Source organism: Faecalimicrobium sp. JNUCC 81 (assembly GCF_053667625.1).
Window position 1 is genome coordinate 230,462 of the sequence record NZ_CM132203.1, and the last position, 17,106, is coordinate 247,567.

15 protein-coding genes are annotated in these 17,106 nt (G+C 28.3%); 14 read left to right on the forward strand and 1 reads right to left on the reverse strand.

Going from position 1 to position 17,106, the window contains the following annotated elements; genetic code table 11:
- Window positions 1–4 precede the first annotated feature (4 nt).
- From purD to JNUCC81_RS01275, 3 genes are all read left to right on the forward strand, one after another.
- Window positions 5–1,261 (forward strand): phosphoribosylamine--glycine ligase, encoded by a 1,257-nt coding sequence (purD, locus tag JNUCC81_RS01265; protein ID WP_454094967.1) that lies wholly within the window; start codon window positions 5–7, stop codon window positions 1,259–1,261.
- A 35-nt stretch (window positions 1,262–1,296) separates the two neighbouring features.
- Window positions 1,297–5,100, forward strand: a complete 3,804-nt coding sequence (locus JNUCC81_RS01270) for a phosphoribosylformylglycinamidine synthase (RefSeq protein WP_454094968.1) — start codon at window positions 1,297–1,299, stop codon at window positions 5,098–5,100.
- Between the two features lie 238 nt (window positions 5,101–5,338).
- Window positions 5,339–6,625, forward strand: a complete 1,287-nt coding sequence (locus JNUCC81_RS01275) for a conjugated bile salt MFS transporter (RefSeq protein ID WP_454094969.1) — start codon at window positions 5,339–5,341, stop codon at window positions 6,623–6,625.
- Window positions 6,626–6,668: 43 nt separating this feature from the next.
- Here the strand turns inward: JNUCC81_RS01275 and JNUCC81_RS01280 are convergent, their stop codons facing one another.
- The gene (locus JNUCC81_RS01280; protein ID WP_454094970.1) at window positions 6,669–6,941 is read right to left on the reverse strand and encodes a hypothetical protein; all 273 of its coding nucleotides are present in this window, start codon (window positions 6,939–6,941) and stop codon (window positions 6,669–6,671) included.
- Between the two features lie 168 nt (window positions 6,942–7,109).
- Between JNUCC81_RS01280 and splB the strand changes: the two genes are divergently transcribed.
- The 11 genes from splB (at window position 7,110) to JNUCC81_RS01335 (ending at window position 17,047) form a co-directional block, all read left to right on the forward strand.
- Window positions 7,110–8,141 (forward strand): spore photoproduct lyase, encoded by a 1,032-nt coding sequence (splB, locus tag JNUCC81_RS01285; RefSeq protein ID WP_454094971.1) that lies wholly within the window; start codon window positions 7,110–7,112, stop codon window positions 8,139–8,141.
- Window positions 8,142–8,278: 137 nt separating this feature from the next.
- Window positions 8,279–10,045, forward strand: coding sequence for a sensor domain-containing diguanylate cyclase/phosphohydrolase (locus JNUCC81_RS01290; protein WP_454094972.1), 1,767 nt, complete (start codon window positions 8,279–8,281; stop codon window positions 10,043–10,045).
- A 136-nt stretch (window positions 10,046–10,181) separates the two neighbouring features.
- Window positions 10,182–10,724 carry an RNA polymerase sigma factor gene (locus JNUCC81_RS01295; protein ID WP_208334529.1) on the forward strand — a complete coding sequence of 181 codons (543 nt, stop codon included), beginning with the start codon at window positions 10,182–10,184 and terminating at the stop codon, window positions 10,722–10,724.
- Entirely contained in the window at window positions 10,717–11,418 is a 702-nt protein-coding gene (locus JNUCC81_RS01300) for a DUF4367 domain-containing protein (protein WP_454094973.1), read from the forward strand. Before JNUCC81_RS01295 ends, JNUCC81_RS01300 begins: the two co-directional genes overlap by 8 nt.
- Before the next feature lie 82 nt (window positions 11,419–11,500).
- A complete protein-coding gene (locus tag JNUCC81_RS01305; protein ID WP_208334531.1) occupies window positions 11,501–11,932 on the forward strand; it encodes a hypothetical protein in 432 nt (143 codons plus the stop codon).
- A 297-nt stretch (window positions 11,933–12,229) separates the two neighbouring features.
- Entirely contained in the window at window positions 12,230–12,493 is a 264-nt protein-coding gene (locus JNUCC81_RS01310) for a hypothetical protein (protein WP_454094974.1), read from the forward strand.
- Between the two features lie 143 nt (window positions 12,494–12,636).
- On the forward strand, window positions 12,637–13,587 hold the full coding sequence (gene bioB / locus JNUCC81_RS01315; RefSeq protein ID WP_454094975.1) for a biotin synthase BioB: 951 nt from the start codon (window positions 12,637–12,639) through the stop codon (window positions 13,585–13,587).
- 68 nt (window positions 13,588–13,655) lie between these two features.
- On the forward strand, window positions 13,656–14,357 hold the full coding sequence (bioD, locus tag JNUCC81_RS01320) for a dethiobiotin synthase (RefSeq protein ID WP_454094976.1): 702 nt from the start codon (window positions 13,656–13,658) through the stop codon (window positions 14,355–14,357).
- A gap of 12 nt (window positions 14,358–14,369) precedes the next feature.
- On the forward strand, window positions 14,370–15,728 hold the full coding sequence (gene bioA / locus JNUCC81_RS01325) for an adenosylmethionine--8-amino-7-oxononanoate transaminase (RefSeq protein WP_454094977.1): 1,359 nt from the start codon (window positions 14,370–14,372) through the stop codon (window positions 15,726–15,728).
- A 24-nt stretch (window positions 15,729–15,752) separates the two neighbouring features.
- A complete protein-coding gene (locus tag JNUCC81_RS01330; protein ID WP_208334535.1) occupies window positions 15,753–16,256 on the forward strand; it encodes a hypothetical protein in 504 nt (167 codons plus the stop codon).
- 26 nt (window positions 16,257–16,282) lie between these two features.
- A complete protein-coding gene (locus JNUCC81_RS01335) occupies window positions 16,283–17,047 on the forward strand; it encodes a 6-carboxyhexanoate--CoA ligase (protein WP_454094978.1) in 765 nt (254 codons plus the stop codon).
- The last annotated feature ends 59 nt before the right edge of the window (window positions 17,048–17,106 follow it).

A 17,106-nucleotide genomic window follows, 5' to 3' on the forward strand; every position in this document is an offset into this window, starting at 1 on the left:
AAGTATGAAGGTATTAATAATAGGTGGTGGCGGTAGAGAACATGCTATTGCTTGGAAGTTAAGTAATGAGGATAATGTGAAAAAAATATACTGTGCACCGGGTAATGCGGGAATATCTGAAGTTGCAGAGTGTTTAAATATAAATGATAGCGAAATAGAAGAATTATTACAATTTGCTAAAGAAAATAAAATAAATTTAACTATAGTTGGACCAGAGGTACCTTTAGTTAAAGGTATTGTAGATGAATTTGAGAAAGAAGGTCTTAAAATATTTGGACCTAATAAAGAATGTTCTAGGCTTGAGGGAAGTAAGGCTTTTTCAAAAGAATTTATGGTAAGACATAATATACCAACAGCAAAATATAAAGAGTACGCAAATATAGAAGATGCTATAAATGGAATAGATAATTTTGGATACCCTGTTGTTATAAAGGCTGATGGATTAGCTGCAGGAAAAGGTGTTGTAATACCACAAAATAGAGAAGAAGCAATTTCTACATTAAAAGAGATGATGAGTGATAGGAAGTTTGGAGATGCTGGAGAAAAAATAGTTGTAGAAGAGTTTCTGCAAGGGATAGAGACTTCAATACTTGCATTTGTAGATAAGGACACGATAGTTCCGATGGTAAGTGCAAAAGATCATAAGAAAGTATACAACAATGAACAAGGTCCTAATACTGGCGGAATGGGAACATTCTCTCCTAGCGAAATTTATAATGAAGAATTATCTAAAGAAGTAGATGAAATATTGTATAAAACGCTAGAAGGGTTTAAAAAAGATAATTTAAATTATAAAGGAATATTATTTGTTGGATTTATGATAACAAAGGATGGAGCTAAAGTCCTTGAATATAATGTAAGATTTGGAGACCCTGAAACACAGTCTGTTTTATTTAGATTGGAAACTGATTTAAGTGAAATAATGGAAGCTATAATAGACAACAAATTAAAAGATATATCTATAAATTACAAAGATGAAGAATCTGTTTGTGTAATGCTTACATCTGGAGGATATCCTGATAATTATGAAAAGGGGAGAGTTATCACAGGACTTGAAAATTTAGATAAGGATATAGTAGTTTTCCATAGTGGAACAAAGATATTAAACAATAATATAGTAACTAATGGTGGCAGGGTAATAGGTATAACAGCTAAAGCCAAGAGTGTTGAAGATGCAGCTAAAAAAGTATATGAAAATATTAAAAAAATAGATTTTGAAGGAATGCATTTTAGAACGGATATAGGAATGATTAATCAATAGTAGTAAAATTAATTTTTCTAAAAGGGAGAACTGATATGTTAAAAGCTATAAGTTTAGAGTCAGATGTTAAAAGAGTATTAGTAGAAAAAAGAAAGGGATTTGACCTTGAAGCTAGAGCTTTAAAAAAAGATTTAACTCAAAGTTTGCATATAGATAGCATAGACAATATAAGAATTTTAAACAGATATGATATAGAAGGTATAGATGATAGTGTATATGAAAATGCATGCAATACAATATTTTCAGAGCCGAATTTAGATGTAGTTTATCATGAAACACTAGATATAGATAAAAGCGAAAGAGTATTCTCAATAGAGTATTTACCTGGTCAATATGATCAAAGAGGAGATTGGGCTGCTCAATGTATTCAAATAGTAAATCAAGGTATAAGACCTATAATAAATACAGCTAAAGTATATATACTAAGTGGAAATATAACTAATGAACAATTTGAAGATATAAAAAAATACTGTATAAATCCAGTAGACAGTAGAGAAGCATCCTTAGAAAAACCTAAAACCTTAAAAATGGAAACAGAAATACCTACAGAAGTTGAGATTTTGGATGGATTTATAGATTTAACTAAGGATGGTCTTGAAAGCTTTTTAAGTAATCAAGGACTTGCTATGACACTAGGAGATTTAAATCATATACAAGAATATTTTAAAAATATAGAAAAGAGAAATCCTACTATAACAGAAATAAAAGTATTAGACACATATTGGTCAGATCATTGTAGACACACAACTTTTATGACTCAAATAGAAGATGTTAAAATAGAATCTGGAAAATATACAGATATAATTAAGGATACATATGAAATGTACCTTAACTCTAGAAAAAATGTATATGAAGATAGACAAAAAGATATATGCTTAATGGATATAGCAACTATAGCGATGAAAGAATTAAGAAAAGATGGAAAGTTAGAAGACTTAGATGTAAGTGAAGAAATAAATGCTTGTAGTATAAACGTTGATGTTGAAATTGATGGGAAAATAGAAAAATACCTAGTAATGTTTAAAAATGAGACACATAACCATCCAACAGAAATAGAACCTTTTGGTGGAGCGGCAACTTGTTTAGGTGGGGCTATAAGAGATCCATTATCAGGTAGAAGTTACGTATACCAAGCTATGAGAGTAACGGGAAGTGCAGACCCAAGAACTACATTAGAAAATACATTATCAGGTAAGCTTATGCAACGAAAAATAACTACTGAAGCTGCTAATGGATACAGTTCATATGGAAATCAAATAGGTTTAGCTACAGGACAAGTTTCAGAAGTTTATGATGAAGATTTTGTTGCAAAGAGAATGGAAATAGGAGCAGTAATTGCAGCAGTACCTAAAGAGAATGTAATAAGAGAAGTACCTAAAAATGGAGATATAGTGGTTTTACTTGGAGGTAAAACAGGAAGAGATGGTTGTGGAGGAGCTACAGGTTCTTCAAAAGAACATAGTGAGGAATCTATACTTACTTGTAGTGCAGAAGTACAAAAAGGTGATGCACCTAATGAAAGAAAGATACAAAGATTTTTTAGAAATAAAGAAGTAGCACAAATGATAAAAAGATGTAATGACTTTGGAGCAGGTGGAGTATGTGTTGCTATAGGTGAAGTTGCAGACAGTTTAGATATTAATTTAAACGTAGTTCCTAAAAAGTATGAAGGTCTTGATGGAACTGAAATAGCAATATCTGAATCTCAAGAGCGTATGGCTGTAGTTATTACTAAAGAAAATAAAGAAGAATTTATAAATTTAGCTAAGGAAGAAAATTTAGAAGCGACTCATGTAGCGACTGTAACAAATAGTGGATATATGAGAATGTTTTGGAATGATAAAGCTATTGTAAATATAAAAAGAGAATTTTTAGAAACTAATGGAGTTAAACAAACTACAAAAATACATGTAGAGAAAGTTGATGAAAATAATAAGTACTTTAAGTCCAATGAAAAAAATAATGAATTTAAAGAAGTAGCAATAGATTTAGAATTGAGTATTAAAGATAAATTTATAAATGTATTATCAGATTTAAATGTTTGCTCTCAAAAAGGATTGATAGAAAAATTTGATAGTAGTATAGGAGCAGGTACAGTTCTTATTCCATTTGGAGGAAAATATCAAGCAACTCCATCTCAAGGAATGGTTGCAAAAATACCAGTTCTTAACGGAGAAACAAATACTTCTACTATAATGACATATGGATATAATCCGAAGATATGTAAATGGAGTCCATTCCACGGTGCTTTATATGCAGTGGTTGAATCTGTGTGTAAAGTTGTGGCTATTGGGGGTAATTATAAAAATATAAGACTTACATTACAAGAATATTTTGAAAAACTTGGGGATAATCCAAGTAAATGGGGTAAACCATTTGCAGCTCTTTTAGGGGCATATTATGCTCAAAATAAGCTTGAAATACCTGCAATAGGCGGAAAAGATAGTATGTCTGGTACATTTAAAGATATAGATGTACCACCAACATTAGTATCATTCGCTGTGGATACTGTGGATGCAAAATATGTAGTTTCACCAGAATTTAAGAAATGTAACTCAAAAGTTGTTATGTTATACACAGATAGATTAGAAAATGATGTGATTAACTTTGATAAGTTAAAGAAAAATTTATCGAAAGTAAATGAACTTATACACAAAAGCCAGGTATTATCAACATATGCATTAGGGTATGGTGGAATATGTGAAGCAATAAGTAAGATGGCATTTGGTAATAAAATTGGATTTGTATTTGAAAATGCAGATAATCTATTTAGTCTAGGCTATGGAAATATAGTTTTAGAATTAGCGGATGATGATTTAAGTATATTAGATGGATATGATTATATTGTACTTGGAACAACAAGTGATAGTGGTTCAATAGTTATAAATAATGAAAATATAAGCCTAAATGAATTATATAAAGCACATTGTAGTACCCTTGAATCTATCTTTCCAACTAAGGCAGATACAATAACAGAAAAAATTGAAACTATAAATTATGTATCACAAGGAGAATCTAAAAAATCATCTATAAGTATAGCTAAACCGAGAGTATTTATACCAACATTCCCTGGAACAAACTGTGAATATGATTTATCTAAGGCTTTTGAAAAAGCAGGAGCGGAAAGTAATATAAGAGTATTTAAAAATTTAAGTGAAAATGATATAAATGAATCTATTGATTCAATAGTTAAAGAAATTAAAAACTCACAAATAATAATGTTACCTGGAGGATTTAGCGCAGGGGATGAGCCAGATGGCTCAGGTAAATTCATAGCAACTGTATTTAGAAACCCTAAGGTAGCTGAAGCTGTAAGTGAATTTTTAAATAATAAAGATGGACTTATGCTGGGTATATGTAATGGATTCCAAGCTCTTATAAAACTTGGATTACTACCATATGGTGAAATTAGAGAAGCTGATGAAAATGCACCAACTCTTACTTATAACAATATAGGAAGACACCAATCTAAAATTGTTAGAACTAAAATATCATCAAATAAATCTCCATGGTTAGCTAATACTGAGGTAGGAGATATTCATAATATAGCTATATCTCATGGAGAAGGTAGATTTGTAGCCAGTGAAGAAGTTATGAGAAGTCTAATTGAGAGCGGTCAAATAGCAACTCAATATGTTGACTTTGAAAATAAAGCAACATATGATATAGAATTCAATCCAAATGGTTCATTCTATGGAGTAGAAGGTATAACTAGTTTAGATGGTAGAATATTTGGTAAGATGGGTCACTCTGAGAGAATCGGAGAAAATGTAATGAAAAATATTATTGGTGAAAAAGATCAAAAAATATTTGAAGCAGGAGTTAAATACTTTAAATAATAAATAAAAAGCTGAGCTATATTTATAGTTCAGCCTTTTTATATATTTTTTAGAATATATAAAAAATTTAAAAATTATGTATATAGAATAAATTTTACAATTTAATCAAAGTATAACTACTATAGATTCTTGTATTAAAATATTTTACATTAATTATTTTAAAAATATTTATTAATAAAGCCAGGCAAAAAAATCTACCTGAAAATTTAAATTTTTAAATTGAAAAGGAGTTATAAACATGATCGAAATAAGAAATCAAAGTAGAGAAAATAGGTTTATGTTTGGATGGTTAGTAGTTATTGGATGTATGATTATACAGGCAATACCTTTCGGAGTGGCATCTAATATACATCCTCAATTTATAAGTTATGTAGTAGAAGGTGAAGGTTTTACACTTGCACAATTTTCTTTAATGTTTACAATAGGTACTATAGCATCTTCTATAGCATCACCTTTAATAGGGAAGGGATTTAATAAATACCCAGCTAAGCTAATATTTGTAATAGGATCTATACTTTCTGGTGGAGGAATATTATTACTGGCATTTTCTCATGAACTATGGATGTTTTATTTAGGTTATTCAGTATCTCAAATTGGTACAATTGCTATATCTTCTATAGGAGTACCTCTTTTAATAACAGCATGGTTTGATGATGATACAAAAGGTAAAGCTATGGGGTTAGCATTTGCAGGTGGATCTATAGGGAATATATTTTTACAACAAGCTGTAGTTCGTATATTAGCTAACTACGGTTATGGTAAAGCTTATTTATGGTTTTCTATACTATCTTTAATAGTAGGAGTAGCGACATCTTTATTATTAATAAGAATGCCTGAAGATGAAAGTGAGACTATAAAAAGTAAAGCAAATAAGGCTAAAATAAAAGAAAAAACACATATTTCTGTGGACTGGGGATATACATTTGGCGAAGTTAAAAGTATGGCATCATATTGGATTTATGCAGTCGGATTTATATTTATAGGTATATATGTATCAGCACTAGCTGTTCAATACCCAGCATACTTGAGATTTATAGGTTTTGAACCGTCTTCTTTAGCTATGGTAGGATCGTTATTTGCACTTGCTTCTTTATTAGGAAATATTATAGGTGGTATGCTATTTGACAAAATTGGAATGATTAAAACTATGATTATAGGATTTATATTGGCGTCTTTAGCATGTATATGTTTAATACTTTCACCTCAAGTGCCAATACTAGCATATGTTTTTGCTACAAGTAAAGGACTTTCAGTATTTGCTTATATGATAGCACCTTCTTATTTAGCAGGTTCCTTATTTGGAAAAAAAGATTTTGGGACGATATTAGCGGTAAGTAATATATTCTTTGCAATAGGATTTGCTTGTGGTTCAACATTATTTGGTATAATTGTTGATAGTATGGGATATATAGTTGCATGGCCAGCTATGTTAGTATCAATAATAATAGGATATGTAATGGTATTATCAGTAATAAAAAGAATGTCTGAATTGAATAAAGATAGGATAGCAAAATTACAAAAATAAATAAAAAAACTATCTCAAAATTTGAGATAGTTTTTTTATTTATTTAAACTAATTTAAAATCTATATGTAAACATTCATCTTTAATTCCATCTATTTGTACATCTGTAATTGTGCAGTTATATAAATCACCATTTAAATTTAATTCAATAAAACCTTTATGATTATTAGACTCAACTAATCTTTTAAAATCAGTTTTATATACTTCTATAGGAACACTTTTATCTAATTTAGAACTATAAATTATAGCTGGAATGTAACCTCTAGCTCTTACAAATCTAGTTTTTTCATTTAAATCTCTACTTGATACGTTTAACATTTTTATCCCCCCTTGGTAAATTATTATAAAGCTTGTTTCCTTTAATAAATCATATTAAACAAATAGTAAATTTATTCATTGAATTTAAAATAATATATAAATTTTAAAAATTAGAATATATACGCCTAAAATAAAGAAAATAAGAGTAAATAATTTAGTATAAATGAGGTGGAAAATTTGTTTAAACCTAAAAGGGTAATATTTGAAAAAAATACATTGGAAACAGATGTAGGTAAAAATATTTATAATAAAGTTAAAGAAAATAAGGAAACTGATATAATAAAGATTTCATCAAATCATATAAAAGGTTATATACCAGGAGAAAATCTAAACGAACAATACAAAGAAGGAAAGCAAACTTTAGTAGTTGGAATAAAAAAAAGTTTAAAATTTCAAAGTTGTAAACCTTCTGCACATTATCAATTGCCATTAGTAAGTGGATGTATGGGAAGATGTGAGTATTGCTATCTAAATACTCAATTAGGAGATAAACCATTTGTGAGGGTATTTGCCAATGTAGACGATATACTAATTCAAGCTAAAAAATATATAGAAGAAAGAAAACCAAGCATAACTATATTTGAAGGAGCTGCAACTTCAGATCCTATACCGGTTGAGCCATATACTCATTCATTAAAAAAGGCAATCGAGTTTTTTGCTAAAGAGGAATACGCAAGATTTAGATTTGTAACAAAATATAATGATATAGATGAACTTATCGGAATAGATCATAACAACCATACTGAAATAAGATTTAGCATAAATACAGATAAAGTAATACAGACATATGAACATTATACAGCTTCTATAAATAAAAGAATTGAAGCTGCTGTAAAGTTAGCTAATGCTGGATATCAGATTGGATTTATAATAGCTCCAGTCTTCCTATATGATGGCTGGAAAGAAGAATACTCAAATTTAATAAAAAGTATAAAATATAAATTGCCAGAACACTTCAGTGATAAAATTTTATTTGAAGTTATTTCTCATAGATATACAACTAAAGCTAAAAATAGAATATTAGAAATATTTCCAGAGACTGTATTGCCTATGGATGATGAAAGTAGAAAGTTTAAATATGGTCAATTTGGATATGGAAAATATGTATATGAAAAGGAAGATTTAAATGATATGAAAGAATTTTTTAAAACTGAAATAGAGAGTACGTTTACTAACTTTGAAATAAAATATATTATATAAAAAATTAACGTACTAGAACAAAATTGTAGCTCTTTGAGTAACATTAGAACTAAAATAACTAAGTATTACCTATAGAAATAATAAATTTCATATTTTATAATAATAGTATTACTCAAAAGATATGGGGATGTATATAAATGATAAATGAAATTACTAAATTTGTTTTAGATAATATGCCATTTACAATGTGGGTTAAGGATTTAAATAAAAACTTTATTTTCATTAATCAAGCTTTTAAAAATTTATACAATCTAGAAGTAAAGGATTATAAAAGTATAAAGCTCGAAGTATGTGATAAATGTACTATAAAATCAGTATGTGATCAGAAAATAGATGATGTTTTGAAAAGTGGAGAAATGTCAAAATTTGAGTTCAAAGCTGGTGGTATAGAAAGCCAGTGCTACATAAGTCCTTACTTTGATGAAGATAATAAATTAATGGGTGTATTTGGTGTTTTAGTAGATATTACAGAAGTTAAATCTAAACAAATGCAGTTAGAAGAGAGGGAAAATATATTACGTACTATAATAGATACATTGCCGAACTATATTTTTTATAAAGATAAAGATTGTAGATATGTAGGTTACAATAAAAAATGGTCAGATCATTATAAAAAGTTAGGTATAAGAAGTATGATAGGGAAAAATGATTTTGAAGTAGAGTCTATTTCAAATAGTTTAGCCTTAAAATATATGAAGCAAGACTTAGAAGCTATGGAATCTAAAAAAATGATAAGAGACGTGCGTAAAATTACCACACAAGCAGGTGAAAATCGGATTGAAGAAACAATAAAAGTACCTGTAATTAATGAGGATGGAGAAGTTTGGGGAATTGTAGCTTTATCTACAGATGTTACAGATACAATAGAGCTAAAGGAAAAATTGACAAAATTAAGTTATACAGATAGTTTAACCGGTGCTTATAATAGGGCTTGTTTTGAAGAAAAAAAAGAAGAACTAAATAGCTCAAAATATCTTCCGATTGGAGTCATAATGGGAGATGTAAATGGACTAAAATTTGTTAATGATACATTTGGTCATTTAGAAGGGGATAAGCTACTAAAAAAGATTACTAGTATCTTAAGAGCAGTAACTTGTAAAAATGATTTTATTTTTAGATGGGGTGGAGATGAATTTATTATACTTATGCCAAATTGTGATGAAGATAGGTGTGAGCAAGTTATAAATAACATAGTAGACGGTTGCAAAAAATCTGATTTTAAATTAATTGAAATGAGCATATCTCTAGGATCATCAATTAAACATTCTTTAGAAGAAAGTATATATGAGAACTTGAAAGAGGCTGAAGAAAAGTTATATAGACAAAAGTTTCTTCAAGAAAGAAGTATAAGAAGTTCTATAATTTTTTCACTAAACCAATCATTAAATGAAAAGAATGTAGAGACAGAACAACACACACGAAGATTAGTAAACTATGCACGTCAAATAGGAAAGGTATTAAGACTTACTACATCTCAATTGGATGAACTAGCTTTGGTTACAAAACTTCATGATATTGGAAAGATTGGAATTAGTGAAGAAATACTATTGAAACCTGGAAAATTAACAAAAGAAGAATATGATATTATAAAAACTCATACGGAAAAAGGATATAGAATATTACAGGCATCAGGAGAGTTATCTCATGTATCAAAAGGAGTATTAGCTCATCATGAAAGATATGATGGCTTAGGATATCCTTTAGGTCTAAGTAAAGAAGAAATACCTATTACATCTAGAATAGTAAATATAGTAGATTCTTATGATGCAATGACTAGTGACAGAGGTTATAATGCTGTAAAAACTAAATCAGAGGCAATAGAAGAAATAAAAAGGTGTAGTGGCACTCAATTTGATCCTAATATAGCTAAGATATTTATAGAAATATTAGAAAGTGAAGATTAATATAGATTTATTTTAGGTGAAACCTCTTAAAGTAGATATAAGTAAACAAACTTTAAAAATATTGCTTTAAGGGGGATTTTTATGTAAAAAAAAAGGGTAAAACATTATATATAATCAATTTAAGGGAGAGTAAAGTATGTTGATATATTTAAATTTAATAGATTGCGACGAAGATATCTCAAAGTTTGAACTATTATACAACACATACAGACAAACAATGTTTTATGTTGCTAATGATATTTTAAAAGATAATCACTTAGCTGAAGACGCAGTACATATGGCATTTTTAAGAATTATTGATAATTTTAATAAAATAGATGATATTAAAAGTCACAAAACGAAAGGTTTAATCGTTATTATAGTAAAGAATATTTCTATTGATATATATAGAAAAAATAAAAGAGAGAGAGAAAAAATAGATTTACTTGAAAATGAAATATCAATTAATAATACTGAACATATCGAGTCAAGTGAGCTTGGGGAATTAGAAATAGCAATTTCTAAGTTGCCTGAAAAGTATCGTCAAGTCATATTGTTAAAGTTTAGTCACCATTTTTCCGATAATGAAATAGGGAATATTCTTAAAATAAAACCTGATAATGTAAGAAAAAGAATATCTAGAGGAAAGGAAAAACTAAAAAGTATTTTAAAAGAAATGCAGGTGTATAATATTGAGTAAATTTGAAATTACAGATGAAATGCTTTATAGGAGTTGTGAAAATGTCGAAAACTATTTGCTAGATCAACTACCGAATGAAGATGAATTAAATCATGATTTTTCTGATAAGTTCAATGGAAAAATGAATAAACTGATTAAGTATGAAAAACGAAATCCGGTAGTGAATAAAATATACAAATATTCAAAAAGTATAGCAGCGATACTAGTTGTTACTACTATAGGGCTATTTACATTAACAATGAGTGTAGAAGCATTAAGAAATCAATTTTTTGATGTTGTAAAAGAGGTATATGATAAATTTACATCATATGTATTTTCAACTACTGTAGATATTGGTGAAGACAGTTTTGAAATTAAAGTTCCTAAATACTTGCCTGAAGGATTTAAAGAGATTGAAAGGTTAGAGGGACCTAATGAAGTAATAATAATTTACAAAAATAATCATGGAGAGGAAATAACTTATCAAAATTATAAAATTAATGATGTTCATATAGTTAATGACACAGAGGATATACATAAAGATATAGTATTAGTAAACAATATAGAAGCAGAGTATTATGCAAAAGATACTATGAACAAATTAATATGGCATGACGATGAAAAACTGTATAATATAAATTTTCATTCTATGCAGAATTCAAAAATAGCTGATAAAAAGAAAGAAATTATAAGGATTGCAGAAAGTATAAAATAAAAAATAAAAATTTATAAAAAAATGTCACAAAATGACTTTCAATATCGTTATATATGTACAATGACATTAGGAGGGGATTTTTATGCGTTTAAAAAAATTAGTTTGTTTTGGTTTAATGCTTTCTTTATTAACATTAAACTTAGGGGCAACAAAGACTTTTGCAAGTGAAATTATAGGAGGGGATATAGAATCTCATGATGCTAGATTCAAATATATAGATACTGGTAGTTCTAGGTTATCTATATCAAATGGAGTTGCAAATGTATCTTCAACTGTGACAGGACAAAGTATGGTAACTAAGACTGGTCTAACAGTTAGGTTACAGCAATATGTAGATGGAAGATGGAAGACTATACAAGCATGGACAACAACATCAAATAGTAAAGCTTGCATGTTATCTAAAACTTATTCAGTAAGAAAAGGATATTCATATAGATTGTTAACAACACTTGAAGCATATGTTAACAGTTCTTCAGAAAGACAAGATATAACTAGTAATGTAGTAAAATATTAGAATATATTAAAATAAAGAAACTATAAATAAAAAAGGAACTTTATAATAGAGTAAAGTTTCTTTTTTATTTATAAGAAATACCTATTAAATGGTAATTTATAACAATGAAACAACTAAAATCATAGAATTAGATTGTATTATTTTTTATCATAATGACGAAATTAAATTCACTTTATTAAGGATTTTTACATTGAGATTAATTTAAGATAAAACAATAAAAAACCTTAGTAATATAAAATATGTAAATTATATATACTTTTAATAGGATTAATATAATCAACTTTTGGAGGATATATAATGAGAATGTATGTAAGAAAAAAAGGATATAGAAAGGGAGCTGATAGTAATATCCCTAATCTATTTGCTTTCACATTTATTAGAAATTTTCTAACAGATAAACAGTACGAAGATATGAGACGAGAGTACTTCATCAACAATCTAAATAGTAAACAAGTAAGTCAAGCGATGCAAGATATAAAGTGGTTATTTAAAGAGTATAAAGGATTAGATGCTGTAACAATAGAGAATGCTGACGGAGATATAAATAAAATTATATTATAGTTGAAAAAGCACTTTTGCAATATAAAACGTAAAAGTGCTTTTTTTATGTTTTTAGTAAACTTAATTATATATTCAGGTTGACGAAAAGAAGTTTTAAAAGTAAACTGAAGTTATAAAAGCATACAAAAATAGGAGAATTTAAAATGATAAAAAAAATAGTTGAAGACATAAAAAATGGTTACTTAATAAATAAAGAAGAAGCTAATGAGTTATTAAAATATGATCTAAGTACGTTAGCAAAATATGCAAATGAAATAAGAAGATACTTCTTAGGAAATAAGTTTGATTTATGCTGTATAGTTAACGGGAAAAGTGGTAAGTGCAGTGAGGATTGTAAATTTTGCGCTCAATCAGCTTATCATAAAACTAATATAGATGTTTATCCTTTACTGACTAAAGACGAGTTTATAAAAGATGCAAGGTATAATCATGATAAAGAAGTTAAAAGATACTCAATAGTAACATCAGGAAAAAGACTAAGCAAGAATGAAGTAGATACAGTCTGTAAATCTTATGAATCAATAAAAAATGAAGTAGGTATAAAAACATGTGCATCACATGGTTTATTAGACGAAGAAGATATGATAAAGCTTAAAAATGTGGGAGTAGAAAGATATCATAATAATTTAGAAACTTCAAGAAACCACTTTAAAAACATATGCAGTACTCATACATATGATGAAAAAATAGCCACTATAAAAGCAGCTCAAAAAGCGGGTATTGAAGTCTGTAGTGGAGGAATCATAGGCCTTGGAGAGTCTGAGGAAGATAGAATAGATATGGCCTTTGATTTAAGAGAACTAAATATAAAATCAATACCACTAAATATGCTGAATTTTGTTGAAGGTACTACAATAGGAGATGCTAAAAAAGTAAGTGAAGAAGAGTTTTTAAAAACTGTAGCTATATTTAGGTTTATAAATCCTGATAGCCAAATAAGATTAGCAGGAGGAAGGAATCTTTTAACCGAGAACGGAAAGAAAGCTTTTGAAGGTGGAGCAAATGCAACTATAACGGGTGATATGCTTACAACTTGTGGAAGTGGAATAACTGAAGATGTAAAAATGATAAGAAATCTTGGATTTGAAATATAATAGTAATATTTTTTTAAATACACAGTAAACTTTTTATAAGTATTAGGTTTACTAAAAAGAGGTGCTTTATGGGTAAAGGGATTTTTGTAATAGGAACAGATACTGATGTGGGTAAAACTTTTGTTACAGGAGGTTTGGTTTATAAATTAAGAGAACGTGGATACAATGCAATAGCTTTTAAGCCGATCCAAAGTGGAGGAATTTTAGAAGAAAATGATAAATTGATTCCACCAGATATAAAGTATGTAAAAGAAGTATGTGATATTAAAAATAATTACTATGAGATGAATACGTACTGCTTAAAGGAGGAGGTTTCACCTCATTTAGCAGCAAAGATTGAGAATCTAGATATTTCAAAGGAAAAGATAATAAATCAATATAATAATCTTATAAGTAAGTATGACTATGTAGTAGTCGAGGGCGCTGGAGGTATAGTAGTTCCTTTAATAGAAGATAAGTATTTTGTATATGACTTAATAAAAGATTTAAATCTTGATGTTGTAATAGTAGCGAGTGCTGGTGTTGGAACTATAAATCATACAGTACTCACAAATGAGTTTTTAAAGCAAAATAATATAAACTCTAAAGGAATTATTATAAATGGATACAATGATAAGTTTTATGAAAAAGATAATATACAGATGATAGAAAAGCTAACAAATTTAAAAGTGATACAAACTATTAGAAATATTAAAAAGCCAAATATTAATAACATAAAAAACGAATATAGAAGTTTATGCCTAGAAAAAATATTAAACCTATTTAATTAAAGGAGTAATGATATGAGTATGAAAAAGCTTCAAGAAAAAGATTTAAAATATGTTTGGCATCCCTGTTCTCAAATGAAAGACTATGAGAAATTTCCGCCTATAGTGATTGAAAAAGGTAAAGGTGTTTATCTTGAGGATATAGATGGAAATACATATTTAGATGCAGTATCATCATGGTGGGTAAATTTATTTGGCCATTCAAATCAAAGAATAAATGATGCACTTTATAAACAAGCAAATACCTTAGAGCACGTAATATTTGCTAACTTTACTCATAAGCCAGCTATTGACCTATGTGAGAAGATGATTTCTATATCCCCAGATAGACTTAAAAAGGTATTCTTCGGCGATAATGGATCTTCTGCAATAGAAATAGCATTGAAATTAAGTTTTCAATACCACCAACAAATAGGTGAAACTAATAAAACTAGGTTTGTAAATATATCAGATGCATATCACGGTGAGACAATAGGAGCATTATCTATGGGAGATGTTGATTTATATAGCAAAGTTTATAAGCCAATATTACTAGATTCTATAAAAGTTGAAGGTCCAGACTGTTTTAGATGTAAATTTAATAAAGAAAGAGATACTTGTAATGCAGAGTGTTTTGTAAATATGGAAGAAAAAATAAAAGTAGTCCATGATGAGGTAAGTGCAATAATAATAGAGCCGCTGGTACAGTGTGCGGCTGGTATGAAAATATACTCTTCAAAGTATTTAGTTAAGCTAAGAGAACTTTGTGATAAATATGATATCAATTTAATTGCTGATGAGATAGCAGTTGGTTTTGGAAGAACTGGTAAGATGTTTGCATGTAATCATGCACAAATTTCACCAGATATAATGTGTTTATCAAAGGGGCTGACAGCTGGATATATGCCGCTTTCTCTGGTCCTAATGAGTGATAAGATTTACGATGCATTTTATGATGACTATAATACTATGAAGGCTTTTTTACATAGTCACAGTTATTCAGGTAACCCTTTAGGATGTAGTGTTGCAGTTGAAACATTAAAAATATTTGAAGATGAAGATATAATAAATAAAAATAAAATAAAGAGTAAATATCTAAGAGAAAAGGTAGAAAGCGTTCTTAAGGATATACCTTATGTAGGAGAGTATAGACAATTAGGAATGATTGGAGCTATTGAATTAGTTAAAAATAAAGAAACTAAGGAACCTTTTGAAGGTGAAAAAAGAGTAGGATATAAAATATACCAAAAGGCATTAAAAAAAGGAGTACTTTTAAGGGCATTAGGAAATATAATTTACTTTATGCCACCTTATGTTATAAGTGAAGAAGAAATTGATTTTATGGTAGATGTAGCTAGAGATAGTATAATAGAATATTTTAATGAATTTAAATAATTATTAATTAGAAGAGGTAAAAGTATGAATAGTAAAACTAAAGAAATAACATTAATAGCTTTATTATCAATCATAATTGCCATATCAGGAACATTTAAATTACCGGGATTAATTCCTGGGACAGAATTTCAAATGTCAGCACCAATAGCAATCGGTATATGTGCTACATTTGGGTTTAAAAAGTATATAACTTCTGGGATAATAGCAAGTTTTATAAATTTAATCATGGGAACTCACACGATACTAAATGTAGTTGTAGCAATGGTATTTAGAATTATAGCTGGAGGTATAATAAGTTATCTAGGAACGGGAATTTTAATAATTTCATTAGCTGGGCCTATAGGAACAATTGTAGGTAGAATAGTTATGCATTTTATAGTAGGTACTCCTTTAAAGGCGCTAATTATAGCTGCATTTCCAGGTATGGTTTATACCTTATTATCATCTTATTTTATTTATAAAGTAATAAAAAATATAGTCAAAAAAACACCATACAATAATTATTTAAATTATATGGAGATGGGATAAATATTATGGGATTATACAGTATAAAAATGAGATCATCAAAGGATGATAATCATATATCAGGAGCTGAAAAGATAATTAAGGAAGAGAATATAGAAGAGGCAGTTAATTTACTTTTAAAAAGAGCATTATTGCACTCAAAGGGTAAATCTGACTTTATAAATATAAAAATAGAAAAAGTAAAAGAAAGTGAATTAGAAACTATAAATCCTTTAGATGTAACTACTGTAGATGTAAGTAATTATATAGAAGGATTAGACGCAGCTAAAACTATGCTAATGAAACTAGGAATAAATAAAGAAAAGTCTCAAAATATAATTAATTTATTAAGAGATTTATCAAATATGAGAGGCGCAATTTTACTAGATATTAATACTATGGAGAGGTTAGAACCAGATAAGCAAAGAGGTATAAGAGCAACATATATGGATTTTGAAGATTCTAATATAAATCATTTAACGAAGGAAACTAAATATAATGTGCACTTTATAGAGGCATTAGCTCTTGCTAGTAAGGTAGTAAACTGTCCATATATAATAGGAGAAGTATGTTATTCAGATGACCCAAATTATACAGCTGGATATGTAGCATCGAAAGAGTATGGGTATGTAAGATTTCCTCATCTAAAAGAATTGGGGAATGAAAATGGAGGAAGAGTATTTCTATATGACTCATCGATTTCTAATCTGAAAAACTGCATAGATTACATTGAAAAATCAAAGGTAGTTATAAAAAATGATATTAAGATTAATAGAAATTTATCATACAAAAAATTTATTCAAAATGGAATATAAAAAGGGCTGGTATAGGTCCTTTTCTATTTTATAGATATTATCTGCTAGGAGAAAATTAA

Excerpts from the sequence above, each read along its gene's own strand:
- bioA (WP_454094977.1), top strand. The coding sequence starts at position 14,370 with ATGAGTATGAAAAAGCTTCAAGAAAAAGATTTAAAATATGTTTGGCAT.
- JNUCC81_RS01335 (WP_454094978.1), top strand. The coding sequence starts at position 16,283 with ATGAGATCATCAAAGGATGATAATCATATATCAGGAGCTGAAAAGATA.
- purD (WP_454094967.1), top strand. The coding sequence starts at position 5 with ATGAAGGTATTAATAATAGGTGGTGGCGGTAGAGAACATGCTATTGCT.
- JNUCC81_RS01270 (WP_454094968.1), top strand. The coding sequence starts at position 1,297 with ATGTTAAAAGCTATAAGTTTAGAGTCAGATGTTAAAAGAGTATTAGTA.
- JNUCC81_RS01295 (WP_208334529.1), top strand. The coding sequence starts at position 10,182 with ATGTTGATATATTTAAATTTAATAGATTGCGACGAAGATATCTCAAAG.
- JNUCC81_RS01310 (WP_454094974.1), top strand. The coding sequence starts at position 12,230 with ATGAGAATGTATGTAAGAAAAAAAGGATATAGAAAGGGAGCTGATAGT.
- JNUCC81_RS01305 (WP_208334531.1), top strand. The coding sequence starts at position 11,501 with ATGCGTTTAAAAAAATTAGTTTGTTTTGGTTTAATGCTTTCTTTATTA.
- JNUCC81_RS01330 (WP_208334535.1), top strand. The coding sequence starts at position 15,753 with ATGAATAGTAAAACTAAAGAAATAACATTAATAGCTTTATTATCAATC.
- JNUCC81_RS01290 (WP_454094972.1), top strand. The coding sequence starts at position 8,279 with ATGATAAATGAAATTACTAAATTTGTTTTAGATAATATGCCATTTACA.
- JNUCC81_RS01280 (WP_454094970.1), bottom strand. The coding sequence starts at position 6,941 with ATGTTAAACGTATCAAGTAGAGATTTAAATGAAAAAACTAGATTTGTA.
- bioD (WP_454094976.1), top strand. The coding sequence starts at position 13,656 with ATGGGTAAAGGGATTTTTGTAATAGGAACAGATACTGATGTGGGTAAA.
- JNUCC81_RS01275 (WP_454094969.1), top strand. The coding sequence starts at position 5,339 with ATGATCGAAATAAGAAATCAAAGTAGAGAAAATAGGTTTATGTTTGGA.
- bioB (WP_454094975.1), top strand. The coding sequence starts at position 12,637 with ATGATAAAAAAAATAGTTGAAGACATAAAAAATGGTTACTTAATAAAT.